Annotated in this window: 22 protein-coding genes; 13 read left to right on the forward strand and 9 right to left on the reverse strand. The window is 70.6% G+C overall.

Going from position 1 to position 23,035, the window contains the following annotated elements:
* Nucleotides 1-3 precede the first annotated feature (3 nt).
* The 4 genes from DFR74_RS03800 to DFR74_RS03815 form a co-directional block, all read right to left on the reverse strand.
* Complete coding sequence (locus DFR74_RS03800) at nt 4-306, reverse strand: acylphosphatase (protein WP_067509072.1); 303 nt, start codon at nt 304-306, stop codon at nt 4-6.
* Between the two features lie 123 nt (nt 307-429).
* Nucleotides 430-909 carry an OsmC family protein gene (locus DFR74_RS03805; protein WP_084537591.1) on the reverse strand — a complete coding sequence of 160 codons (480 nt, stop codon included), beginning with the start codon at nt 907-909 and terminating at the stop codon, nt 430-432.
* Nucleotides 910-1,012: 103 nt separating this feature from the next.
* Nucleotides 1,013-1,720 carry a response regulator gene (locus DFR74_RS03810; protein ID WP_269749368.1) on the reverse strand — a complete coding sequence of 236 codons (708 nt, stop codon included), beginning with the start codon at nt 1,718-1,720 and terminating at the stop codon, nt 1,013-1,015.
* A 90-nt stretch (nt 1,721-1,810) separates the two neighbouring features.
* Entirely contained in the window at nt 1,811-4,513 is a 2,703-nt protein-coding gene (locus tag DFR74_RS03815) for a sensor histidine kinase (protein WP_269749367.1), read from the reverse strand.
* Between the two features lie 145 nt (nt 4,514-4,658).
* Between DFR74_RS03815 and DFR74_RS36570 the strand changes: the two genes are divergently transcribed.
* The 5 genes from DFR74_RS36570 to DFR74_RS03840 are packed head-to-tail and all read left to right on the forward strand — an operon-like array spanning nt 4,659 to nt 9,864.
* Nucleotides 4,659-5,084: a hypothetical protein gene (locus tag DFR74_RS36570; protein WP_198161735.1), complete on the forward strand. Its 426-nt coding sequence runs from the start codon at nt 4,659-4,661 to the stop codon at nt 5,082-5,084.
* 8 nt (nt 5,085-5,092) lie between these two features.
* Nucleotides 5,093-5,167, forward strand: a complete 75-nt coding sequence (kdpF, locus tag DFR74_RS37570; protein ID WP_267898895.1) for a K(+)-transporting ATPase subunit F — start codon at nt 5,093-5,095, stop codon at nt 5,165-5,167.
* Complete coding sequence (gene kdpA / locus DFR74_RS03830) at nt 5,168-6,838, forward strand: potassium-transporting ATPase subunit KdpA (protein WP_067509069.1); 1,671 nt, start codon at nt 5,168-5,170, stop codon at nt 6,836-6,838.
* A gap of 1 nt (nt 6,839) precedes the next feature.
* Entirely contained in the window at nt 6,840-8,993 is a 2,154-nt protein-coding gene (gene kdpB, locus DFR74_RS03835) for a potassium-transporting ATPase subunit KdpB (RefSeq protein WP_067509067.1), read from the forward strand.
* A gap of 1 nt (nt 8,994) precedes the next feature.
* A complete protein-coding gene (locus DFR74_RS03840; RefSeq protein WP_067509065.1) occupies nt 8,995-9,864 on the forward strand; it encodes a potassium-transporting ATPase subunit C in 870 nt (289 codons plus the stop codon).
* 51 nt (nt 9,865-9,915) lie between these two features.
* Here DFR74_RS03840 and DFR74_RS03845 read toward each other — a convergent pair whose 3' ends face one another.
* On the reverse strand, nt 9,916-10,713 hold the full coding sequence (locus DFR74_RS03845) for an NmrA family NAD(P)-binding protein (RefSeq protein ID WP_067509063.1): 798 nt from the start codon (nt 10,711-10,713) through the stop codon (nt 9,916-9,918).
* Nucleotides 10,714-10,786: 73 nt separating this feature from the next.
* Between DFR74_RS03845 and DFR74_RS03850 the strand changes: the two genes are divergently transcribed.
* From DFR74_RS03850 to DFR74_RS03890, 8 genes are all read left to right on the forward strand, one after another.
* Nucleotides 10,787-11,713 (forward strand): AraC family transcriptional regulator, encoded by a 927-nt coding sequence (locus DFR74_RS03850; protein WP_198161734.1) that lies wholly within the window; start codon nt 10,787-10,789, stop codon nt 11,711-11,713.
* A 202-nt stretch (nt 11,714-11,915) separates the two neighbouring features.
* Nucleotides 11,916-12,233 (forward strand): hypothetical protein, encoded by a 318-nt coding sequence (locus DFR74_RS03855; RefSeq protein ID WP_198161733.1) that lies wholly within the window; start codon nt 11,916-11,918, stop codon nt 12,231-12,233.
* Between the two features lie 132 nt (nt 12,234-12,365).
* Nucleotides 12,366-13,037 carry a hypothetical protein gene (locus DFR74_RS35815; RefSeq protein ID WP_067509061.1) on the forward strand — a complete coding sequence of 224 codons (672 nt, stop codon included), beginning with the start codon at nt 12,366-12,368 and terminating at the stop codon, nt 13,035-13,037.
* A 55-nt stretch (nt 13,038-13,092) separates the two neighbouring features.
* Nucleotides 13,093-13,689, forward strand: coding sequence for a TetR/AcrR family transcriptional regulator (locus DFR74_RS03870; RefSeq protein WP_067509088.1), 597 nt, complete (start codon nt 13,093-13,095; stop codon nt 13,687-13,689).
* A gap of 53 nt (nt 13,690-13,742) precedes the next feature.
* Nucleotides 13,743-14,834 (forward strand): winged helix DNA-binding domain-containing protein, encoded by a 1,092-nt coding sequence (locus DFR74_RS03875; protein WP_067509059.1) that lies wholly within the window; start codon nt 13,743-13,745, stop codon nt 14,832-14,834.
* Between the two features lie 256 nt (nt 14,835-15,090).
* Nucleotides 15,091-16,251 carry a glycosyltransferase family 4 protein gene (locus tag DFR74_RS03880; RefSeq protein WP_067509057.1) on the forward strand — a complete coding sequence of 387 codons (1,161 nt, stop codon included), beginning with the start codon at nt 15,091-15,093 and terminating at the stop codon, nt 16,249-16,251.
* A complete protein-coding gene (locus DFR74_RS03885) occupies nt 16,248-18,368 on the forward strand; it encodes an amylo-alpha-1,6-glucosidase (protein ID WP_067509053.1) in 2,121 nt (706 codons plus the stop codon). The genes DFR74_RS03880 and DFR74_RS03885 overlap by 4 nt, the downstream gene beginning before the upstream one ends.
* Before the next feature lie 49 nt (nt 18,369-18,417).
* Entirely contained in the window at nt 18,418-18,600 is a 183-nt protein-coding gene (locus DFR74_RS03890) for a hypothetical protein (RefSeq protein WP_067509051.1), read from the forward strand.
* Nucleotides 18,601-18,708: 108 nt separating this feature from the next.
* On the opposite strand, the gene DFR74_RS03895 is transcribed toward DFR74_RS03890, so the two are convergent.
* The 4 genes from DFR74_RS03895 to mutM form a co-directional block, all read right to left on the reverse strand.
* Nucleotides 18,709-20,223, reverse strand: coding sequence for a PstS family phosphate ABC transporter substrate-binding protein (locus tag DFR74_RS03895; RefSeq protein ID WP_067509049.1), 1,515 nt, complete (start codon nt 20,221-20,223; stop codon nt 18,709-18,711).
* A 256-nt stretch (nt 20,224-20,479) separates the two neighbouring features.
* Nucleotides 20,480-21,529 carry a PHP domain-containing protein gene (locus tag DFR74_RS03900; protein WP_067509047.1) on the reverse strand — a complete coding sequence of 350 codons (1,050 nt, stop codon included), beginning with the start codon at nt 21,527-21,529 and terminating at the stop codon, nt 20,480-20,482.
* A 5-nt stretch (nt 21,530-21,534) separates the two neighbouring features.
* Complete coding sequence (locus DFR74_RS03905) at nt 21,535-22,116, reverse strand: dihydrofolate reductase family protein (protein ID WP_067509044.1); 582 nt, start codon at nt 22,114-22,116, stop codon at nt 21,535-21,537.
* A gap of 60 nt (nt 22,117-22,176) precedes the next feature.
* A complete protein-coding gene (gene mutM, locus DFR74_RS03910; protein ID WP_067509041.1) occupies nt 22,177-23,034 on the reverse strand; it encodes a bifunctional DNA-formamidopyrimidine glycosylase/DNA-(apurinic or apyrimidinic site) lyase in 858 nt (285 codons plus the stop codon).
* Between the last annotated feature and the right edge of the window lies 1 nt (nt 23,035).

The raw sequence follows: 23,035 nt of genomic DNA on the forward strand, positions 1-23,035 counted from the left end.
CACTCAGCGCTCCTCGAATCCCGTCATATCACCCCGCGCGGGCTCCCAGCTTTCCACAACCAGACTCACCCGGCCAGGCGTATCCGGCGAGCGCAGCAGTGCGAGCAACCGCTCGCACCCGACTCGCGGCCCCTCCGCGATCACGTGCACGCGCCCGTCGCTGGTGTTGCGCGCGTGGCCGACCAGCCCCAATTCCAGTGCGCGCGACCGGGTCCACCATCGGAACCCGACACCCTGCACCAGACCGTGCACCCACGCCACCAGCCGGACGTTCTCGTCGGGTGTCCCCGCCGTCGGTTCGCTCATGCTCGTCTCACCCCTCACTCGCCCGGGGCCGTGTCGCCCCCGTGTCCCGCCACCGGTCGGCCGCGCACGCCCGCACCTCCCGGCGCGCCGTGTGTTCCAGCTTTCGCCGCGGCGCGCTCCCGCTCAGGCGTCGACCTCGAAGGACAGCGTCACCTTGCTGCCCGCCTTCAGGGTGCGCCCGACGGTGCACACCTTGTCGATGGCCCGCTGCACGGTGACCAGCAGGCGTTCGCGGGCCTGTTCGTCGAGTTCGCTGAGGTCCAGCTCGAACACCTCCTCCAGCTGCGGGTACACCTCGTTCTCGCGATCGGGGTCGCCCGAGACGCGGATGGTCGCGTCGAAGTTGTCGCCGAGCTTGCGTGAGAGCGGGAAGTCGGCGCTCAGGCCCGAGCAGGCGGCCAGCGCGATCTTGAGCAGCTCGCCCGGGGTGAACACGCCGGGCACGCCCTGCGAGCCGATGAGCACCTCGGCGCCGCGCGAGCTGCGCCCGGTGTAGGCCCGCGTGCCGGTGCGCTCGACCCACAGGGTGGTGGGCTCCCCCGGTTTCGCGGCCCCCGTGGTCGATGACGTACCGGTCGCGGTCGCAGCGGTGTTCTCAGCCATGGGTCTGATCCTGCCATCCTCGTAGCGGTCGCTTCACGCCTGGCAACAGCACCGTCGCGGGCGCCATTCCGGGCGGGCGATCTCCGCCACACCGCCCGCCGGGCTACACCTGGAAGCGGTATCCCATGCCCGCCTCGGTCAGCAAGTGCTTGGGATGGGACGGGTCGCGCTCCAGTTTCCGGCGCAGCTGCGCGAGATACACGCGCAGATAATGGGTTTCGGTGGCGTAGGAGGGACCCCACACTTCGCGCAGCAGTTCCTTGCGGCCCACGAGCTTGCCGCGGTTGCGCACCAGCATCTCCAGCATCCCCCATTCCGTGGGTGTGAGGTGCACGGGTTCGCCGTCCTTGGTGACCTGTTTGGCGGCCAGATCGACGGTGAACGATTCGGTCACCACCACCGCGTCACCGGTGTCGGCGCCCGAGGCGCCCCGCCGCACGGCCGCGCGCAACCGCGCCAGCAGCTCGTCCATCCCGAACGGTTTGGTGACGTAGTCGTCGGCGCCCGCGTCCAGCGCCTCGACCTTGTCGGCGGAGTCGGTGCGCGCCGACAGCACGAGCACCGGCACCGTGCTCCATCCGCGCAACCCGGCCAGCACGTCGATGCCGTCGATATCGGGCAGTCCCAGATCGAGGATCACCACGTCGGGGTGTTTGTCGGCGGCCACCCGCAGCGCGGCGGTGCCGGTGCCCGCCGTGCTCACCTCGTAGCCGCGCACCGACAGGTTGATGCGCAGGGCGCGCACGATCTGCGGTTCGTCGTCCACGACCAGCACCTTCACCGGCGCGGCGGTCTGCCTGACCTCGCTCACCGCGGGATCCGTCCGCACCGCGTCATACTCGCCCACCTCCGTCATCCGCGTACCGACCTCCCTGGTCGCCATCGTCCACAGCTCATCGTCCTATCGCCACCGCACGCCGCGCGGTCTCCCGGCACGCGTCGTGTCGTCGGCGCTGCCGGGTCCGTCCGCACTCTGCTCCGCGCCCGGACGGTCTGCGATTCGCTCATCCGCCCCGGAGACGTCCACCTCGGAGTGCGCGCCCGCCGGATTCGCGCCGCCAGGTCCGGGATCCAACCGGTCCGCAACGGCCTCGTCGTCCGCCTCCGCCGATTCGCCCGCACCGGCCGCGGGCAGTTCGACCAGCATGGTCAGTCCGCCACCCGGCGTCGGTTCGGCGTGCACCGTGCCGTCCATCGCCTCGACGAACCCGCGGACCACCGAGAGGCCGAGGCCGACGCCGGTGGTGTTGTCGCGATCACCGAGCCGCTGGAACGGTTCGAACAGCTGGTCCTCGGTGCCGGGCGGCACGCCGGGGCCCCGGTCGGCGACCGCGATGAGCACCCGGTCGCCGTCGCGCTCGGCGGTGACGCGCACCGGCGTCTCGCGCGGCGAATGCCGCAGCGCGTTGTCGATGAGGTTGGCCAGCACCCGGTCCAGCAGACCTGCGTCGGCGAGCACCGACACCTCCCCGACCGCCACCTCGACGCGACCGATCGCCGCGCGCCGCAGCCCGCGCGCGCCCATCCCGGTGCTCACCAGCGCGCGGTGCACCGCTTCGTCCACGTACACCTGGCGCGGCGTGGGCCGGACCACACCGACGGCCAGCCGCGAGGAATCCAGCAGGTTGTCCACCAGCGCGGTCAGCTGGTCGACGGATTCCTCGATCGTCTCCAGCAACTCGGCGGTGTCCTCGGCGGAGAACTCGATATCGTCACTGCGCAGGCTGGACACGGCGGCCTTGGCCCCGGCCAGCGGCGTGCGCAGGTCGTGGCCGACCGCCGAGAGCAGCGCCCGCCGCAGCCGGTCGGCCTCGAACAGCGCGGCGGCGGCCTTGGCCTCCTCGGCCAGCCGCGACTGGCGGACCAGCCCGGCGGCCTGATTCGCGACGGCGACCAGGATCGACAGGTCCGCCGCGCCCAGTGTCGGCCCCGCCAGCAGCAGCGCGCCCGAACCGTCCCCCGCCTCCACGACCGTGTCGGCGGCGGCGGTGTTCGCGGGCGCCTCCGGTCCGACGCTCGCGAGCACCCGGCCCCCGCCGACCATGCTCACCCCGCGCATCCCGAAGGTCTCGCGCACCTGCTCGAGCATCCCGGGCAGATCCGCACCGTGCAGGACCGCCCCGGCGAAGGCCGCCAGCAGTTCCGCCTCTCGGGAAGCCTTGCGCGCCTGTCCCGTTCGCTTGGCGGCGACGTCGACCAGCGCCGCGACCGCCACGGCGACGAACAGCATCACCACGATGGTGATGAAGTTGTCGGGCTCGGCGATCGTGAGGCTGTAGCGCGGGCCGGTGAAGAACCAGTTGAGCATCAGCCCCGACAGCAGCGCCGAGCACGCGGCGGGCAGCACGCCGCCCAGCAGCGCCACGGTGACGACGCCGACGAAGAACACCGCGCTCAGTCCGCCCAGCTCCAGGTGCCGGTCCAGGACGGCGGCACTGAGCAGCGACACCAGCAGCGGCACCAGGACGGCGGCGGGCCAGGCCAGCGCGGGCTGGCGCGGCACCAGGGTGCGCCATCGCCACCCGCGATTGGCCTCCTCGTGGCTGACCATGTGCACGTCGACCTTGCCCGAGCGCTGCACGACCGAGGCGCCGATCCCCTCGTCGACCATGCGCGCCCACCGGGAGCGCCGCGAGGTGCCGAGCACCAATTGCGTGGCGTTGACCTCGGTGGCGAATTCGAGCAGGGCGCCCGGCACGTCGTCGCCGGTGACGGTGTGCAGGCTCGCGTCGAGGCTCGCGGCCAGTTCCCGCAGCCGCGCCAGGCGCTCGGCGGAGACCCCGGCCAGCCCGTCGCCGCGCACGACGTGCACCACCATCAGCTCGGCGCTGGATTTGGTGGCGATGCGCCCGGCGCGGCGCACTATCGTCTCCGATTCGGGGCCGCCGGTCACCGCGACCACCACCCGCTCACGCGCTTCCCACGGTTCGGTGATGTGGTGCTCGGCCCGGTACTTCGCCAGGGCGGCGTCGACCTGGTCGGCCAGCCACAGCAGCGCCAGCTCGCGCAGCGCGGTGAGGTTCCCGGGACGGAAATAGTTGCGCAACGCGGCGTCCACCTTGTCGGCGGCGTACACGTTGCCGTGGGAAAGCCTGCGCCGCAATGCTTCCGGAGTGATGTCGACCAGCTCGATCTGCTCGGCGCCGCGCACGACGGCATCGGGCACCGTCTCGCGCTGCCGCACGCCCGTGATGCGCTCCACCACGTCGTTGAGGCTCTCCAGGTGCTGCACGTTCACCGTGGAGATCACGTCGATGCCCGCGTCGCGCAGTTCGGCGACGTCCTGCCAGCGCTTCTCGTTGCCGCTGCCGGGAGTGTTGGTATGGGCGAGTTCGTCCACCAGCGCCACGGCGGGCGCGCGGCGCAGCACCGCCTCGACGTCGAGCTCGGGGAACACCGCGCCGCGGTACTCCACCAGCTTGGGCGGTATCCGTTCGATGCCCTCCAGCAGTTCGGCGGTCTTGGTGCGCCCGTGGGTCTCGACCACCGCCGCCACCACGTCGCGCCCGCGCTCCAGCCGCCGGTGCGCCTCGGCGAGCATGGCGTAGGTCTTCCCGACGCCGGGCGCGGCGCCGAGGTAGATCCGCAGCTTGCCGTCTCTCATCCGATCATCCTGCGCCATCGGCCACACCGCGGCGCCGACGCGGTACCGACTCCCTCAGCCACCGGTGCGGTACGTCCTCAGGCGCACCCGGCGCCGCTCGCGCAGCGCGAACACACGGATCGTCAGCGCGCCCAGCACGAATCCGGTGAGCAGCGCGACGGTCACGACCGACATCTCATTCCTCTCCACGGGCGGGATCGACCACCGGGCGGGTAGTGCTTTCCACTCGTCCGACCCGTCGATTTCTACCGCCGCGAAACGCGCCGACCTGGATCTTTACGATTTCTTGACGCTCACCGCCGCCGCTTTGACGACATTCGCCGCACCGGCCGCGTCCCCGGTCACCCCGCGGATCTCGTCAACGAACCGTCAAGTCCGCGCGCCGCGACGCCAAGAACTCGTCAGGGACCCATCCACGCGCCCGCATCGGCGCTTGACTCGGACCTCGCGCGTCCCGATCGCCGGGACCGCAGGAGGTAGGAGAGTCATGTCCGTCGTGGTGTTCACGGCACTGACCGTCGCGCTGTTCGCGCTGCTCGGCCTGATCCAACGGGGGGTCGAGAAACTGTGATCGCGAACGTGATCGGTCTCGCGCTGGCCGTCCTTGTCGCGGTGTTCCTCGTCGCCGCGCTGCTGTACCCCGAGAGGTTCTAGGTGAACACGACCACGGCGGGGATCGTCTTCGTGGCGTCCCTGATCCTCGCGCTGGCCTTGGTGCACGTGCCGCTCGGCGACTACCTGCACCGGGTGTACAGCGCGACCACGCACTCCCGCGCCGAACGGCTCCTCTACCGGGCCATCGGCGCGAAACCCGAAGTGGAGCAGAGCTGGCCGGTGTACGCGCGCAGCGTGCTCGCGTTCTCGGCGGTCGGCATCCTGTTCCTGTTCTTCTTCCAGCTGGTCCAGGGCAAGCTGCCGCTGCACCTGAACGATCCGGCCACCGAGATGACGCCCGCGCTGGCGTGGAACACGGCGGTCAGCTTCGTCACGAACACGAACTGGCAGAACTACTCCGGCGAGTCCACCCAGGGCCACCTGGTGCAGATGGCGGGCCTGGCGGTGCAGAACTTCGTCTCGGGCGCGGTCGGCATGGCGGTCGCGGTCGCGCTGGTGCGCGGCTTCGCCCGGCGCGACACCGGCGAACTGGGCAACTTCTGGGTCGATCTGGTGCGCGGCACGATCCGCATCCTGGTGCCGATCGCCTTCGTCGGCGCCGTCGTGCTCGTCGCGGGCGGCGTGATCCAGAACTTCCAGCTGCACGAGCAGGTCGCCCAGACCGTCGCCGGCGCGCAGCAGACCATTCCCGGCGGGCCGGTGGCCGGGCAGGAGGCCATCAAGGAACTCGGCACCAACGGCGGCGGCTTCTACAACGCCAACTCCGCGCACCCGTTCGAGAACCCGACCACGTGGACCAACTGGTTCGAGATCTTCCTGATCCTGCTGATCCCGACGGCCATGCCGCGCGCCTTCGGCCGCATGGTGGGCAGCGTCAAACAGGGTTACGCGATCATCGCCGTCATGAGCGTCATCGCGTTGGCGAGCATCGCGCTCACCACCGTGTTCCAGCTCCAGCACAACGGCACCGTGCCCGACGCCGTCGGCGCGGCCACCGAGGGCGTGGAAACCCGCTTCGGCGTGGCGAATTCGGCCACGTTCGCGGCCGCGACCACACTCACCTCGACCGGAGCGGTGGACTCGTTCCACGACTCCTACACCAGCCTCGGCGGCCTGATGCTCATGCTCAACATGCAGCTCGGTGAAGTCGCACCCGGCGGTGTCGGCTCGGGCCTGTACGGCATGCTCATCCTCGCCGTGATCACCGTGTTCGTCGCGGGACTCATGGTCGGGCGCACACCGGAGTACCTGGGCAAGAAGATCACCCCGCGCGAGATCAAGCTGGCCGCGGCGTATTTCCTGGTCAGTCCGCTGCTGGTGCTGATCTTCACCGCGATCGCCATGGCCATGCCCGGACAGCGCGACAGCATGCTCAACTCCGGGCCGCACGGACTGTCGGAGGTGTTGTACGCCTTCACCTCCGCGGCCAACAACAACGGCTCGGCGTTCGCGGGCCTCACCGGCAACACCGAGTGGTACAACACCGCCCTCGGCCTCGCGATGCTGTTCGGCCGGTTCCTGCCGATCATCTTCGTGCTCGCCCTGGCGGGTTCGCTGGCCGCGCAGGGCCGCTCCCCCGCGTCGATCGGCACGCTGCCGACCCACCGCCCGCAGTTCGTGGGCCTGGTCGTCGGCGTGACGGTGATCCTCGTCGCCCTCACCTTCCTCCCCGCACTCGCGCTCGGGCCACTCGCCGAAGGAATCCACTGATATGCCCACCACCACACCGGAACTCACCGAGAAACCGCGGGCGGACGCCCCCAGCCGCGAGCACAGGGTGTCCGGCGGCCCGTTCGACCCCACGATGCTGCTGACCTCTCTGCCCGAGGCGTTGCGCAAACTCGACCCGCGCACGCTGTGGCACAACCCGGTCATGCTGATCGTGGAGCTCGGCGCGGTCTGGTCCACCGTGCTCGCGCTCGCCGACCCGAGCTTCTTCGCCTGGGCGATCGTCGTATGGCTGTGGCTCACGGTCGTTTTCGCCAACCTGGCCGAGGCGGTGGCCGAGGGGCGCGGCAAGGCGCAGGCCGACACCCTGCGCAAGGCCAAGACCGACACCGTCGCCCGCCGCCTGGTCGACTGGGCGCCCGGCGGGCGGGTGGTCGAGGCGGAGGTCCGCGCCCCCGAACTGCGCAGTGGCGACCACGTCGTCGTCGAGGCCGGTCAGGTCATCCCCGGTGACGGCGATGTCGTGGAGGGCATCGCCTCGGTGGACGAGTCGGCCATCACCGGCGAATCCGCCCCCGTCATCCGGGAATCCGGCGGCGACCGCAGCGCCGTCACCGGCGGCACGACCGTACTCTCGGACCGCATCGTCGTGCGGATCACCCAGGAGCCGGGCCGCAGCTTCATCGACAAGATGATCGCCCTGGTCGAAGGCGCGAGCAGGCAGAAGACGCCGAACGAGATCGCGCTCAACATCCTGCTGGCCGCGCTCACGATCATCTTCCTGTTCGCGGTCGTCACGGTGCAGCCGCTGGCGATCTTCGCCAAGGAGTCCAGTCCGGGCGTGCCCGATTCGCTCGCGCTGGACGGCCACGGCATCACCGGGATCGTGCTGGTCTCGCTGCTGGTCTGCCTGATCCCGACCACGATCGGCGCGCTGCTGTCGGCCATCGGCATCGCGGGCATGGACCGCCTCGTGCAGCGCAACGTGCTGGCCATGTCGGGGCGCGCGGTCGAGGCCGCGGGCGATGTGAACACGCTGCTGCTGGACAAGACCGGCACCATCACCCTCGGCAACCGGCATGCCTCGGAATTCGTGCCGATGCCGGGCATTTCGGCCGACGAGATGGCCGACGCGGCCCAATTGTCCAGTCTCGCCGACGAAACGCCCGAGGGCCGCTCGATCGTGGTGTACGCCAAGAACGCCCACGGCAAGCGGGAACGCACGCCGGGCGAGCTCACCGGCGCCACCTGGGTGGAGTTCACCGCCCAGACCCGCATGTCCGGCGTGGACCTGCCCGGCGGGCACGCGCTGCGCAAGGGTGCCGCCAGCGCGGTCACCGAATGGGTTCGCGCACTAGGTGGTTCGATTCCGCGCGAGGTCGGCGTCACCGTCGACGGCGTGTCCGCCTCGGGTGGCACACCGCTCGTCGTCGGCGAGGTCCGCGATGGAAAGGCCCGCGTGCTCGGCGTCGTCCATCTGAAGGACGTTGTGAAGCAGGGCATGCGGGAGCGCTTCGACGAGATGCGCCGGATGGGCATCCGCACCGTCATGATCACCGGCGACAATCCGTTGACCGCCAAGGCGATCGCCGACGAGGCCGGTGTCGACGACTTCCTCGCCGAGGCCACGCCGGAGGACAAGCTCGCCCTGATCAAGAAGGAGCAGGACGGCGGCCGGCTGGTCGCCATGACCGGCGACGGCACCAACGACGCCCCCGCGCTGGCCCAGGCCGATGTGGGCGTGGCGATGAACACCGGCACGTCGGCGGCCAAAGAGGCAGGCAACATGGTCGATCTGGACTCCGATCCGACCAAGCTCATCGAGATCGTGGAGATCGGCAAACAGCTGCTCATCACCAGGGGCGCGCTCACCACGTTCTCCATCGCCAACGACATCGCCAAGTACTTCGCGATCATCCCGGCGCTGTTCGTGGGCCTGTACCCGGGGCTGGACCTGCTCAACGTGATGCGGCTGGCCAGCCCGCAGTCGGCAATCCTGTCGGCGGTCATCTTCAACGCGCTCGTCATCGTCGCGCTGATCCCGCTGGCACTGCGCGGTGTGCGTTACCGGCCTGCCGACGCGTCGGCGCTGCTGAGCCGCAACCTGACCGTGTACGGGTTCGGCGGTCTCGTCGCCCCGTTCGTCGGCATCAAACTCATCGACCTGCTGGTCCAATTCCTCCCCGGGATGTCCTGATATGCGTATCTCCACTTGGGTCCGTCAGCACCTCGCCGCACTGCGCGCGCTGTTGGTGCTGACGGCGATCACCGGAATCCTCTATCCCCTGGCCGTTTTCGCGGTCGCGCAGCTGCCGGGGCTGAACGGCAAGGCCGACGGCTCGCTCGTCACGATGGACGGAAAGGTGGTGGGCAGCAGCCTCATCGGCCAGTCCTTCACCGACGCCGACGGCGCGGCACTGATCCAGTACTTCCAGAGCCGCCCGTCGGGCGCGGGCGACGGGTACGACCCGATGTCCACGTCGGCGAGCAACCTGGGCCCGGAGGACATCGTGGACACCGCCGACCGCACCAGCCTGCTGACCACGGTCTGCACGCGCAGCAAGGAGATCGCCGACCGTGAGGGGGTCGACGGCTCCCGCCCGTACTGCACGAAAGACGGTGTCGGCGCGGCGCTCTCGGTGATCGGGCCCCGCGACGCCATGGGCGAGGTCATCGAACCCGTCGCGGTGGTGAGCGTCAACGAGCTGTGCCCGGCGAGCCCGTTCCTCGCCGAGTACCTCGGCGTGTCGGTGGAATGCGCCGAACCGGGCCGCGACTACGCCGAGGGCCGCATCATCGCCATTCGCGGTGACGCGCCCGCCGATCCCGTGGTGCCCGCCGACGCCGTCACCGCGAGCGGCAGCGGGCTGGACCCGCACATCTCGCCCGCCTACGCCGCGATCCAGATCCCCCGCGTCGCCGCGGCCCGCGGCATCGGCGAGGACCGCGTGCGCGCCCTGGTCGAAGCGCACACCAGCGACCGCACGCTCGGCTTCCTCGGCGAGCCCAGGGTGAACGTGCTGGACCTGAACCTGGCGCTGGACGGCGAACATCCGTACCGGGGCTGACGCACAGCGCGAAAGCCGGTGCCGGATCAGTCGATCCGGCACCGGCTTTCGTCACTTCCCGGCTTGCTCACGCATCCACACGGCGGGGTCGCGCGGCGGGCGGCCGAGCACTTCCGCCACCCCCGGGGCGATGCTCGCGCCGCCGTCGTGGCGGATCTCGCGGAACAGCCGGACCAGCAGTTCGGCGAATTCCTCCGGCATCCCCTCCGCCGCGGCGTCGGCGCGATACCGCTCCTCGCCCACCGATTCGAAACGCAGTGCGCGCCCCGTCGTTTGGGCGTACTCGGCCAGGAACTCCGGGAAACTCAGTGCCCGCGGACCGGTCAACTCGTAGATCCGGCCCTCGTGGCCGTCGTCGAGGAGCGCGGCCGCGGCCACCTCGGCGATATCGCGGGTGTCGATGAACGGCTCGCGGCCGTCGCCGGTGGGCAGTCGGAGCACCCCGGTCGCGAGCGGGTCGGCGAACACCGGGAACTCGGTGAAGTTCTGCGTGAACCAGGACGGGCGCAGCGCGGTCCACGGCACGCCCGCTTCCGCCACAGCGCGCTCGGACGCCCGCTTCGGCGCGAGGGTGACGGCGTCGCCGCTGCGCGCCGAGAGGAACACCAGCCTGCGCACGCCGGCCGCCGCCGCGCGCTTCGCGAAATCGGCTACGGGATCGGGGTTCTCGTCGTTCTCGACGAGATAGACGCCGCGCACACCAGCCAGGACCTCGTCCCAGGTGGACGGATCCTCCCAGTGGAATCCGGTGGCGCGGGAGACGGCGCGCACGGTGACGCCGCGCGCGGTGAGGGCGGGAACGACATGGCGGCCGGTCTTGCCGGTGGCGCCCAGAACGAGATAGGTCATGTCTTCATGGAATCCGACCGGGGCGAGACGTCCAATGGTCGCGCATCCACGGTCGATGTGAGATCGTCTACGGGTGGACCTTCTGGACTCGATGCTCCACGAGACGCGCGCCCGCCACGCCTCGATCCGCCTCTCCCGCATGGATCCGCCGTGGCACATCCGGTTCCTGGACCGCAGCCCCCTGACCGTGCTGGCCATGGTGGGCGGCGACGGGTGGCTACTGCGCGACGACCGGGACCCCGTGCCGCTCACGGCGGGCAGCATCGCGATCGTGCGCGGCCCCGAGCCGTACGCGGTCGCCGACGCACCGGGCACCCCGCCGCGCGTCCTGGTCGAATCCGCCGACTTCTGCACCGACGACCTGGGCCGCGACATCTCCGAGTCGCGATTCCTCGGCCCGCACACGTGGGGCGATCACGCGGCGGCGCCCGCCGCGCTCGTCACCGGCCTCTACCCGATCCGGTCGGAGGTGAGCGACTGGCTGCTCGACGCCCTGCCGCCGGTGCTGATCGTGCCGCCGGACCAGCTCGAGTCCCCGTTGATGGACCTGGTCACCGCCGAGATCGCGGCCGACCGGCCGGGCCAGCAGGTGATCCTGGACCGGGCGATGGACCTGCTGCTGGTGTGCACGCTGCGCGCGTGGTTCGACCGGGCCGATTCCACCGCGCCCGGCTGGTACCGGGCGCTGGGCGATCCGGTGGCGGGCCCCGCCCTGCGCCTCATCCACGACGATCCGGCCCACCCGTGGACGGTCGCCGCGCTGGCGGCCGCCGTCGGCGTCTCCCGCGCCGCGTTCGCGCGCCGGTTCGGCGAACTCGTCGGCGAACCACCGGTCTCGTACCTGACGAGCTGGCGAATCGCCTTGGCCGCCGACCGCTTACGCCACACCGACGACACCCTCGCGACGATCGCCCGGCGTGTCGGCTACAGCGACGGCTACGCCCTCAGCGTCGCGTTCACCCGCGTGAAAGGGGTGCGCCCCGGCGAATTCCGAGGGTGAAGCGTTCACCGGAATATTCACCGCCACTGAACCTTTCGGCGCACGCGTCGATCCCCGCGCGGAGGCGCCGCTCAACAACGGCGACATCGCGGCGGCGCTGCCCGACACCGACCCGTCCTCGTTCCTGCAAGCGTTCCTGGCCAAGGGATTCCGGCAGATCGACTCGGTCCGCGACAGCCACCCCGACCTCGCGGGCACCTCCGTGGCGGTCAGCAGCCAGGCCTTCCTCGACACGCACGCGGACTTCGGCCCGGCCTGGCAGGCCGCGCTCACCGAAGCCAACACCTATGCCGCCCAGCACTGGGACGATTACGTGAATTACGAAGTGGCCCAGTCGAAGGCGCCCGAAGCCGTGGTCCGCGCCGGTGCCGACCGCACCTACATCCCCGACACCCCCTTCCCCGAACGCGGCGTGACCCTGCTGACGGGCACCAAGAAGTTCCTCGTCGACGAGGGCAAGATCCGTGAGGACTTCGACCTCGAGGAGTGGTTCTACCGCCCGGTACCCACCCAGAGCTGACCCCCACCCGTCGACAGGCCCGGGACCGGCTTCCCGGGCCTGTCGCCGTTCCGCCTTGCCCGCGCACCGGACCCGCTTTATATTTAAGTGACTACTCAATGAATTATTAATTCCGGGAGATCGGATCCAATCATGCGTCTCGCCACGCTCACCGCCGCCGCACTCGGCGCCGCCGTCATCGCCTGTAGTACAACGGTTCCCGCTGCGGCGCACCCCGCTCCCCCGCCCGCGCCCGCCATCGGCTTCACCGCCCGCGTCGAAGGTGACAGTGTCGTCGTCGAGAGCGCCGATACCGTGTTTCACACCGCCGACGGCCAGTTGCGTGCCGGTCGGCCGGGAGCGAACGCCCTCGATCTACTCCCCCTCGAGTACCGGTTCGGCGACAGGAGTTATCCGATCGCGGCGACCGCCGAGGGCAACCGCGCGACGCTGACTCCCACCAGACCCGAACCGGGTGCGGTGGCGACCCAGATCGCCGGCCCCGGCGATCTGCTGGCGAAGCTGCCCCGCGTCATCGGGATCATCGCGCCGCAGTTGACCTTCGGCACCGCCGTCGGCTCCCTGATCGGCACCGTCATCGGCGGCAGCCTGGGCTGCCTGCTCGGTGCCGCCGTGCCGCTGACCTGGCCGCTGCTGCCGCTCGGCGGCCCGATCGCCGGGTGCGTCGCGGGCATGGTGGTGGGCGCGGCGGCCGGTGTGGTCGCGGGCACGATCCTGGTCGGCGGACCGAATCTCGTCATCCAGGCGATCCAGTTCTTCCACCTCATGGCCCAGCCCGACAGGCCCGCCGGAGAGGGCCGCTAGCCGGTACGCACCCCCGCGCGCCGCGTCCGTCACCCGAGCCGCCACAGTGTTGATCATGCGCAAAGTCGACCCCGAGCAGTACGCGGCGCGGCGGGAAGCCCTTCTCGCCGCGGCGGCGGCGCTGTTCGCCGAGCACGGCTACGACGCCACCCGCACCGCCGACATCTGCAAGGCGGCCGGGATGAGCACCGGCAACCTGTTCCACTACTTCCCCACCAAGCACGACGTCCTGCTCGGCGTGGCCGAACGGGATCGGGAGCGCACCGCCGCGCGGATGGCGGGCTTGGCCGACGCCCCCGACCCGAGGGCCGCGCTGCTGGACACGATCGAGGGCTTCTGCCGCCTCGCGGCCGACCGGCACGTGGCGGGACTGGCGTTCGAGATGTGGGCGCAGGCCCATCGCGACCCCGAACTTGCGGCGGTCTTCCGCACCACCGACCGGGAGACCCGGGAGACGTTCGCCACCGCCGTCCGGGCCGGAATCGACCGTGGCGCTATCGATTCCGCGCTCGACCCGGACAGCGCCGCGACCTGGCTCTCCGCCCTGGTGGAGGGGTTCTTCGCGCGCGTCGCCTCCGATCCCGGCTTCGATCAGGACGCCGAGATCGCCACCGCCCGGCGACTCGCCGCCGGGCTGCTCCGCCAGGCCTAGCGCGACCGCGGACATCCCCCGACCTGTCGGTGGGTTCGGTCAGGATAGGGGGCATGACGGAACTGTCGCTGCGTGAACTCAATCGGACCTTGCTGCTGCGGCAGCGGCTCGCGGAGCGGACCGAGGAGAGTCCGCTGGAGCTCGTGCGGCAGCTGGTGGCGGTGCAGGGGCAGGAACCGAACTGGCCCTACATCGGACTGTGGACGCGCTCGGCGGAGTTCCGGCGCGAGGGGCTGGCCGAGCTGCTGCGGGAACGCAAGCTGGTGCGCTCGTTGCTGATCCGGCGCACCGTGCACCTGGCCTGCGCCGAGGACTTCCGCTGGCTGCGCCCCACGGTGCACGCGGCCGTGGCGTCCTCGCTCAATGTGGCCTACTACCGAGACGAGATCGAGGGCATCGACCGCACCGAGCTGGCGGCCGCCGGGCGCGCGACACTCGCCGGAAAACAGCTGAGCCGCAGGGATTTCGGGGAGCTGCTCACGGCGCACTTCCCGGGTAGGCACGCGCGCAGACTGGCCGAGAGCGTCGAACTGCTGGTCCCGCTGGTGCACGGCGACGGCACCGGCGACTGGGGCCGCTGGCGCAACCGCTACGTCACGGTCGGCCTGGGCGAGGAGTGGATCGGCGCGCCGATGGCCGAACCCGACCCCCGCGCGCTGATTCGCCGCTACCTCGCGGCGTTCGGCCCCGCGACCGTCGCCGACATGCAGTCCTGGGCGGGTGTCACCCGGCTGGCCGAGGTGGTCGACGAAATGCGTTCGGAGCTGGTCGTTTTCACCGACGACCGGCACCGCGTGCTGTTCGACCTCCCGGACGCGCCGCTGGCCGACCCCGACCTCGACGCACCCGTGCGCCTGCTGCCCGCCTTCGACAACGCCCTGCTCGGCCACAAGGACCGCCGCCGCATGATCAGCGACGAGGACCGTGCCCGCACCGCGCGCGAGGCCTCGGCCGGCGTGCCCATGTACCTGGTGGACGGCTTCGTGCACGGCCGCTGGGCGCTGGAGGGCGCCGTCGTGCGCATCACCCCGTGGCATCCGCTCACCGCCGCCGACGAGGCCGCGCTCCGCACGGAAGCCGCGAGTTTGCTGGAATTCACCAATCCCGGCGAAACGGGCTCGATCATCATCGAGAACCAGCACTGACCGGGGCGAGCTACTTATCAGTATCATAACGATTTGGTAAACATAAACCCCAACTTGCAGGTTTGAGACACGTCAACGGAGGTACAAAACCTTCGGCCTCCCCTGCTCACGGTCCAGCGTGACAGGCCAACCAAGCCCCAATGGACGGCGGTGCAGTTCATCTCCACCCCCGCTGACGGCGGCCACCTTGTTCTACGCCCGGCACATTTGCCGGGTGGATGCGAGTGCGAATGGTTGTGTCCATGGAAGGAAGGTCATGAGCGCTGTGTTCCCCGCGTCGCTTTCGGCGCGAGATGTGGCTTCGAACCGATTCCGCATTGCGATGGTTGTGCCCCCGTATTTCGATGTCCCGCCCAAGGCGTACGGCGGTGTCGAGGCGGTCGTCGCCGACCTGGTGGACGCGCTGGTCGAGCGCGGCCACGACGTCACCCTGTTCGGTGCCGGCGAGCCCGGCACCAAGGCGCGTTTCGTCCCCGTGTGGGACCGCGCGCTGCCCGAACGACTGGGCGATCCGTTCCCCGAGGTGGTGCACGCGCTGAAGGTGCGGCGGGCGATCGAACGCCTCGCCGCCACCGACGGCGTCGACCTCGTGCACGATCACACGTTCGCGGGCCCGCTCAACGCGCCCGCCTACCGCGGCCTCGGCCTGCCGACCGTGGTGACCGTGCACGGCCCGGTCGAGGACGACTGCTACCGCTACTACCGCGAACTGGGCCGCGAGGTCTCGCTGGTCGCGATCAGCGACCGCCAGCGCGAACTCGCCCCCGACCTGCCGTGGGCCGGGCGCGTGCACAACGCCCTGCACACGCGGGAGTGGCCGTTCGTCACCGAGAAGGACGACTACGCCCTGTTCCTGGGCCGTTTCAACGAGTGCAAGGCGCCGCACCTGGCGCTGGAGGCCGCGCACGCGGCGGGCATCCCGCTGGTGCTGGCGGGCAAGTGCAGCGAACCGCCGGAGCGGGCCTACTTCGAGGAACAGGTCCGGCCGCTGCTCACCGAGCGCGACCACGTCTTCGGACTGGCCGATGCCACCGCCAAGCGCGAATTGCTCTCGCGCGCACGGTGTCTGCTGTTCCCGGTGCGCTGGGAGGAGCCGTTCGGCATGGTGATGATCGAGTCCATGGTCTGCGGCACCCCGGTGGTCGCACTGCGCGGCGGCGCGGTGCCCGAGGTGGTGGTGGACGGCGTCACCGGCCGCATCTGCGACGACCCGGCCGACCTGCCCGCCGCCGTCGAGGAGGTCCGCCACTATGACCCTGTCGCCTGCCGGGCGCACGTGGAGGCCAACTTCGGCTCCGAGGGGCTGGGGCGCGGCTACGAGCGGGTCTACCGCACCCTGCTCGAGCGCGAGCGGCTGCTCGCCGACGCGCTCACGCCGCCCCTGGCCGTCCCGGTCGGCGCGGGCGGTCTGGCGTGACCGCTGTGCCCGCGCCGCTCAACTCGGGCGAGCCGGCCGGTTTCGGCGGCGCCGGGTCGGTCACGCTGGTGGAGGGTGCCACCTTCTGCCTGTCGAACCGGCTCGGCGACGTCGAGCAGGGCCGTCCGCACGGGTTGTTCTTCCGCGACGCGCGCGTGCTGTCGCGGTGGGAGCTGATGGTGGACGGCAAACCGGCGGAATCGCTGTCGGTGCTCACCCCCGAGGCCTTCATCGCGCGGTTCGTGCTGCGCAGGCCGCCGCAGGAGGGCCTGGCCGACAGCACCCTGCTCGTCGTGCGCGAGCGCATCATCGCCGACGGCATGCACGAGGTGCTCTCGCTGGAGAACATGGGCCGCGAGCCGACGGCGGTGACGCTGGAGCTGCACGTCGACGCCGATTTCGTCGATCTGTTCGCGGTGAAGGAGGGCCGCGCGGGCCACGTGCGGGCCGAGATCAGCGTCGCCGACGGCGAACTGCTGCTGCACGACCGCACCGACCGGATGCGCGGGATCACCATCACCTCCACCGTGGAACCGGCCGTTCTGCCCGGCACGCTGGTGTGGCGGGTGGTGGTCCCGGTGGGCGGCATGTGGAAGACCGAGATCATCGCGCAGCCGACGCTGGGCAACCAGCAGGTGCCCGCGCCGCTCACGCCGGGCGAACACGTCGGCGTGAGCGCGCCGTGCCGCAAGATCGAGGCGTGGCGCGACACCGCGACCGATATCGTCTCGGCCGACGCGGTGCTCACCCAGGTGTTGCGGCGCACCGAGAGCGATCTCGGCGCGCTGCGCATCCACGACGACACCGCCGAGGGCAGGCCGTTCGTGGCGGCGGGCGCGCCCTGGTTCATGACGCTGTTCGGCCGCGACAGCCTGCTCACCGCATGGATGGCGCTGCCGCTGTCGGTGGACCTGGCGCTGGGCACCCTGCAACAGCTCGCGGAACTGCAAGGGCGAGAGGTGAATCCGATCACCGAGGAGCAGCCGGGCCGCATCATGCACGAGATGCGGCGCGGCCCCTCCGGCGGGCAGGTGCTCGGCGGCACCATCTACTACGGAACCGCCGACGCCACACCGCTTTTCGTGATGCTGCTCGCCGAATGCCATCGCTGGGGCGCGGATCCGGCGGCGATCGAGGATCTGTTGCCCGCCGCCGACGCGGCACTGGACTGGATCATGCGCTACGGCGACCGCGACGGGGACGGTTTCGTGGAGTACCGCCGCGCCACCGACCGGGGCCTGGTCAACCAGGGCTGGAAGGACAGCTTCGACGGGATCAACGACGCGGGCGGGCACCTCGCGCAGGCGCCGATCGCGCTGTGCGAGGTGCAGGGGTACGTGCACGCCGCGCTGCTCGCGCGGGCGGAACTGGCCGACGTGTTCGGCCAGCCGCGCCGGGCGGCGCGACTGCGCGACCGGGCCGACGAGCTGCGCGGCAAGTTCGCCGAACAGTTCTGGATGCCCGACCGCGGCTGGTACGCCGTCGCGCTGGACGCCACCAAGCGGCACGTGGACGCGCTGACCAGCAACTCCGCGCACTGCCTGTGGGCGGGCATCGCCTCCGACGAGCACGCGGCCGAGCTGGTGCGCCAGCTGGCCAAGGAGGAGATGGACACCGGATTCGGTTTGCGCACATTGGCTTCCAACATGGGCGCTTACAACCCGATGAGCTACCACTGCGGATCGGTCTGGCCGCACGACACCGCCATCGCGGTGGCGGGCCTGCTGCGCTACGGCCACGTGCCCGGCGCGGTGGAACTGGCCACCCGACTGGCGGGCGGGCTGCTCGACGCGGCGGCGGCGTTCGACGGGCGGCTCCCCGAGCTGTTCTGCGGATTCCCCCGCGCGCGTTTCGCGGTGCCGGTGCCGTATCCGACGTCGTGTTCGCCGCAGGCCTGGGCGAGCGCGGCGCCGCTGCTGCTGGTGCGCTCGTTCCTGGGCTTGAATCCCGATGTGCCCAACCGCACGCTGCGGGTGCGCCCGCGCCTGCCCGAATCGTGGGGGCGGGTGACGCTCACCGCGCTGCGGCTGGGCGATCTGAGCGTCGACGTGGAGGCCGAGGGCAGCACCGTGCACTCGGTCCGCCTGCCCGACGACTGGCAACTGATCACCGAGTGACGGCGGGGCCGCCGACGGTGAAAACGACTACGCGAGTGGGAGATCAACGATGCAGACATCGCTCGACACGCGCGACCTCTGGAACGCGCGGCACAGCAACTGCGCCGTGGAGCCGACCGATCTCGACGAGGACCTCGCGCACTACCTGCGCGGGGTCCACGCCGGTCACGGCCCGGAGTGCCGGCAGTACCTGGCCGCCTCGGCCTACTGCCTGAACCCCGACCACGTGTGAGTGGCGGGCCGGGCGCGCCACACTTCGCGCGCCTGGCCCGCGCAGTCGAACAGGCAAGGAGGCCAACAGCCCACGCAGGCACCCCAACCGGAGCACACCCGACCGCGACTACGACCCGGAAGCGCAGTGCCCCCGCGCATCCGACCCGCTCACGCACGGCTCGTTGCCGTGTGCGCGCAGCACCTCCGCGCCCAGTCCCGCCGTCAAGTAGTGCAGGAACCCGGCCGCCGGGGAACCCACCGGCAGATCGCCGTGGCTGTAGGCATATTCGACGCCGTGGAACGGGTAGGAACCGTCGAGAGCGGCCTCCCGCCCCGGAGCCACGCCATCCAAGGCGATGACCCGCATGCCCGCCCGATTCGATTCCGCCAGTTCGCCGTAGCCGATCGCGCCGGGAATCTCGCGCACGGCCTTGTGCATCTCCCTGGTGACCGGCACGTCGCAGAAGGTGCCCTCGGTGTCCTTGATCGCCGTGCAACTGCGGTGCGGACGGGCGGGTTGTTCCCCGCCGAAGAGAGCGTCCTCGAAGATCACCCGGGTGCCCGAACCCGGTGTGCGATCGATCAGCACCACCGGTAGATCCGGGCCGCCCACCTCGCGCCAGTTGGTGATCCGGCCGGCGTACAGGTCGCGCACCTGCTCGACGGTGAGGTCGGCGACGCCGAGCTCGGGGTGCACGAACATCGCGAACACCGCCAGCGCCAACGGCCGTGGACGCAACGCCGGGTAACCCGGCCCCTTCTCCCCGTCGCTGATGGCCAGCAGGCCCGCGTCCGGACCGGCTTCGGCGAGCCGGTCCAGCCCGCGTTCGGTACCGGCGAAATCGAAGGCGAATTCCGCCCCGGTGCACCGCTTCTCGTACTGGGCGGCGGCGTCGCGGATCACCGGCTCGAACGCCGACGACCCGATCAGCGTGAGCTTCCCGGTCGCGCAGTCCAGCGGGGTGGGATCGGGACGCAGGACGGCGACGGCGAACTGCGCCACGATCACCGCGACGAGAAACCCGGTGAGCACCACCATGACTCGCGGCACGCCGGTGCGGCTGCGCGTCTCGACCACGCGCCCACCCCTGATACGACCGAGCAGCACCGGCGCGGGATACTCCCCGCTGCCGCCGGACCGTTGCAGGATGGCCAGGATCTTGTAGTGGTCACCCCGCGCCAGCGGCACCTTGGGCAGGTCGATCACGCCGATGCGCCCGTCGGTGTCCTCCCGCACGGCGATTCCCGAAGCGGGACCCAGGCTTTCGGCCAGGTCGGGATCGCTGAGCTCGGTGACGGCCATACCCACCACCCGGCGGCGCGGGAACCGCAGGTGCAGCCCGATCCGCGCGGTCGGGGCCAGATAGTCCGCCACGCCGATGGCGGTGCTGCCGCTGTTCTCGATGCGCACCAGCACGACCGAATAGTCGCGCAGGTCAGGGGTATTGGCGGGGAGATCGGGGTGCAGCCGTGCGAGCGCGCCGGGGAACACCGACTCGATCTCACCGGTGACCGGCGTGTCCATCTGCACGCGGTACCCCAGCCGCCTGCGGCCCACGAACACGAACTCCCACAGGAACGCGCCGACGGGCACGACGAGACCGATCACCGCGAGCACGGTGTCGATCGGGAAGTCACCCACCAGCCCAGCCACCCCCGTGTTCGAAGCCGTGCACCCATTCTCGACCGCCTACCGCCCGAAATCGCCGCGCACACCGAATATTCGACCGCCGTTCACCCCACTGAGATAAGCCAACGCCTTCGGCGTATTGCTCGGCAGTTAGTGCCATTGCAGCAGGAGCAGGTTGTGGTTGCGTCGATGCGGGGTTCAGCGGCGTGCGCCTCCGACAGCCGGGTGAAGGCGTTCACGTCGACGCGCCGCATCTGGACAGCCAGCGCTACCCGTCGCTCACCCAACCCAGTAGATCCTCCAACGGCCAGGTGTTGATAACCCGCTCGGCGGGAACACCATTCACCACCGCGCGCTCGCATCCGTAACCCTGCCAATCCAATTGGCCGGGCGCGTGCGCGTCGGTGTCGACGGAGAAGTAACAACCCATCTCCACCGCGAGCCGCAGCAGGCGCGCGGGCGGGTCGCGGCGTTCGGGCCGGCTGTTGATCTCGACGGCCGTGCCGTAGGTGCGGCACGCTTCGAACACCACCTCGGCATCGAAGGTGGACTCCGGGCGGGTGCCCCGCGATCCCTCCACCAGGCGACCCGTGCAGTGGCCGAGGATGTCGACGTTCGGGTTCGCCACCGCGTACACCATCCGCTTGGTCATGGTGGCGCTGTCGTCGCGCAGGTGCGAATGCACGCTCGCCACCACGACATCCAGTTCGGCCAGCAGATCCGCCTCCTGGTCGAGGGTGCCGTCGTCGAGGATGTCCACCTCGATGCCGGTGAGGATCCGGAACGGCGCGAGCCGCTCGTTGAGCCCGGCGATCACGTCCAGCTGCCTGCGCAACCGCGCGGCGGAGAGCCCGTTGGCGACCTTCAGGCGCGGCGAATGGTCGGTCAGCGCGCAGTACTCGTGCCCGAGTGCGGCCGCCACCCCCATCATCTCGGCGATCGGGCTGCCGCCGTCGGACCAGTCGGAGTGGGTGTGCAGGTCGCCGCGCAACAGCGTGCGCAGCGACTTGCCCTGCGCACCGATCGGCTTTGCCGCGCCGCGCAATTCGGTGAGATAGGCGGGCACGGTCCCCGCGGCCGCGGCGGCGATCACGGCCGCGGTCTTGGGGCCGACCCCCGCCAGTTCCTGCCAGGTGCCCGCCGCGCGCCTGGCCTCGTACTCCGCCGTGGACAGTTCGGCCACCACGTCGGCCGCCCGCCGGTACGCGCGCACCCGGTGCGTCTCGGCGCGGCCGCGCTCGAGCCAGAACCCGATCTCGCGCAGCGCCTCCACCGGGCCCGGCGCGGCGGGTTCGGTGGCGGGCGCGCGGTCGGGCATGCCGGTCAGCGGATCCGGCTGTACTTGACGAAGGCGACGCCGTCCTCGAACACCCGGCTGGTGATCACCCGGAAGCGCGCGGGCTCGGGCAGCCCAGGCCCGTCGCCGAACAGCGACCGGCCGCGCCCGAGCACGATCGGGTACAGCTTCAGGAAGATCTGGTCGATCTCGGGCAGCAGCACCTGCGCCAGCTCCCCGCCGCCGCACAGCCAGATGCCGAGTCCCTTGGCGCGCTTGAGTTCCCGCACCTTCGCCAGCGGATCGGCGGAGATCAGCTCGACCGCCGGATCGGGCGCCTCGGGCAGCGTGGTGGACACGACGAACTGGCGCAGGTGCGCGTACGGGCTCGAGGTGCCGGTGCGCACGCCGAAGTCGTGCGTCTTGCGCCCCATGATCACCGTGTCGAAGCTCGCGTTGCGCTTGTCGATGCCCAGCGCCTCCCTGACCTTGAACGGCAGGGTCTCCGGATACTGCGCGGTGATCGCCGGGCCGTGATCACCGCCGACGGGGAAGAAGTCGACCGACCCGTCCTCCGTGGCGATGTACCCGTCGATCGTCGACGCGACATAGTAGGTGAGCTTGCGCATGTATACCTTTCCTCAGCCGACCACACATCGATCGCCTGAGGAAACGGTAGCTCGCGAGCGTCAGCGAAAGCGAGGCTTCGGTTGGCAGCGGGGGCAGTAGTACGAGGACCGGTTCATGAATTTCTCGCGCGCCACCGGGGCTCCGCAGCGCCGGCACGGCTCGTCCTCCCGCCCGTACACGGCCAGGGACCGTTCGAAGTACCCGGACTGACCGTTGACGTTGACGTACAGCGCGTCGAACGAGGTACCGCCCGCGGCCAGCGCCTCCCCCATCACCGCGCCGACCTCGTCCAGCAGGGTGCGCAACGCGGGCCGGGTGAGCGTGGCGGCGATCCGGTTACCGTGGATGCGGGCCCGCCACAGGGACTCGTCGGCGTAGATGTTGCCGACCCCCGAGAGGACGGACTGGTCGAGCAGCACCCGCTTGATCTCGGAGTGCTTCGCGCGCAGCGCCTTGACGGCGGCCTCCCGGTCGAAGCGGGGATCGAGGGGATCGCGCGCGATGTGCGCGACGGGTTCCGGCAGCAACGAACCGTCCACCTCGACGAGCGGGGCCAGCGCCCAGCCGCCGAAGGTGCGCTGGTCCACGAATCGCAGTTCGGTGCCATCGTGCAGCGCGGCCCTGATGTGGGCGTGCTTCTCCACGGGCGCGCCGGTGGGCTGGACCAGCATCTGGCCGCTCATGCCGAGGTGCACGACGAGGGCCTCGTCGTCGTCCAGGGTGAGCCAGAGGTACTTGCCGCGCCGCTGCGCCGAGTCCACCCGTCGGCCGGTCATCCGGGCCGCGAGATCGGCCGCGCCGAGCAGGTGCCTGCGCACCGAGCGGGGATGGGTGACGGTGACCGATTCGATGGTGCGGCCGACCACGTGTTCGGCGAGTCCGCGCCGCACGACCTCGACCTCGGGAAGTTCGGGCACG

Source organism: Nocardia puris (assembly GCF_003315035.1).
Taxonomy (GTDB): domain Bacteria; phylum Actinomycetota; class Actinomycetes; order Mycobacteriales; family Mycobacteriaceae; genus Nocardia; species Nocardia puris.

Coding starts and splice junctions, on each gene's coding strand:
- DFR74_RS03800 (WP_067509072.1), bottom strand. CDS start 306: ATGAGCGAACCGACGGCGGGGACACCCGACGAGAACGTCCGGCTGGTG.
- DFR74_RS03805 (WP_084537591.1), bottom strand. CDS start 909: ATGGCTGAGAACACCGCTGCGACCGCGACCGGTACGTCATCGACCACG.
- DFR74_RS03815 (WP_269749367.1), bottom strand. CDS start 4,513: ATGAGAGACGGCAAGCTGCGGATCTACCTCGGCGCCGCGCCCGGCGTC.
- kdpB (WP_067509067.1), top strand. CDS start 6,840: ATGCCCACCACCACACCGGAACTCACCGAGAAACCGCGGGCGGACGCC.
- DFR74_RS03840 (WP_067509065.1), top strand. CDS start 8,995: ATGCGTATCTCCACTTGGGTCCGTCAGCACCTCGCCGCACTGCGCGCG.
- DFR74_RS03845 (WP_067509063.1), bottom strand. CDS start 10,713: ATGACCTATCTCGTTCTGGGCGCCACCGGCAAGACCGGCCGCCATGTC.
- DFR74_RS35815 (WP_067509061.1), top strand. CDS start 12,366: ATGCGTCTCGCCACGCTCACCGCCGCCGCACTCGGCGCCGCCGTCATC.
- DFR74_RS03870 (WP_067509088.1), top strand. CDS start 13,093: ATGCGCAAAGTCGACCCCGAGCAGTACGCGGCGCGGCGGGAAGCCCTT.
- DFR74_RS03875 (WP_067509059.1), top strand. CDS start 13,743: ATGACGGAACTGTCGCTGCGTGAACTCAATCGGACCTTGCTGCTGCGG.
- DFR74_RS03880 (WP_067509057.1), top strand. CDS start 15,091: ATGAGCGCTGTGTTCCCCGCGTCGCTTTCGGCGCGAGATGTGGCTTCG.
- DFR74_RS03890 (WP_067509051.1), top strand. CDS start 18,418: ATGCAGACATCGCTCGACACGCGCGACCTCTGGAACGCGCGGCACAGC.
- DFR74_RS03900 (WP_067509047.1), bottom strand. CDS start 21,529: ATGCCCGACCGCGCGCCCGCCACCGAACCCGCCGCGCCGGGCCCGGTG.
- DFR74_RS03905 (WP_067509044.1), bottom strand. CDS start 22,116: ATGCGCAAGCTCACCTACTATGTCGCGTCGACGATCGACGGGTACATC.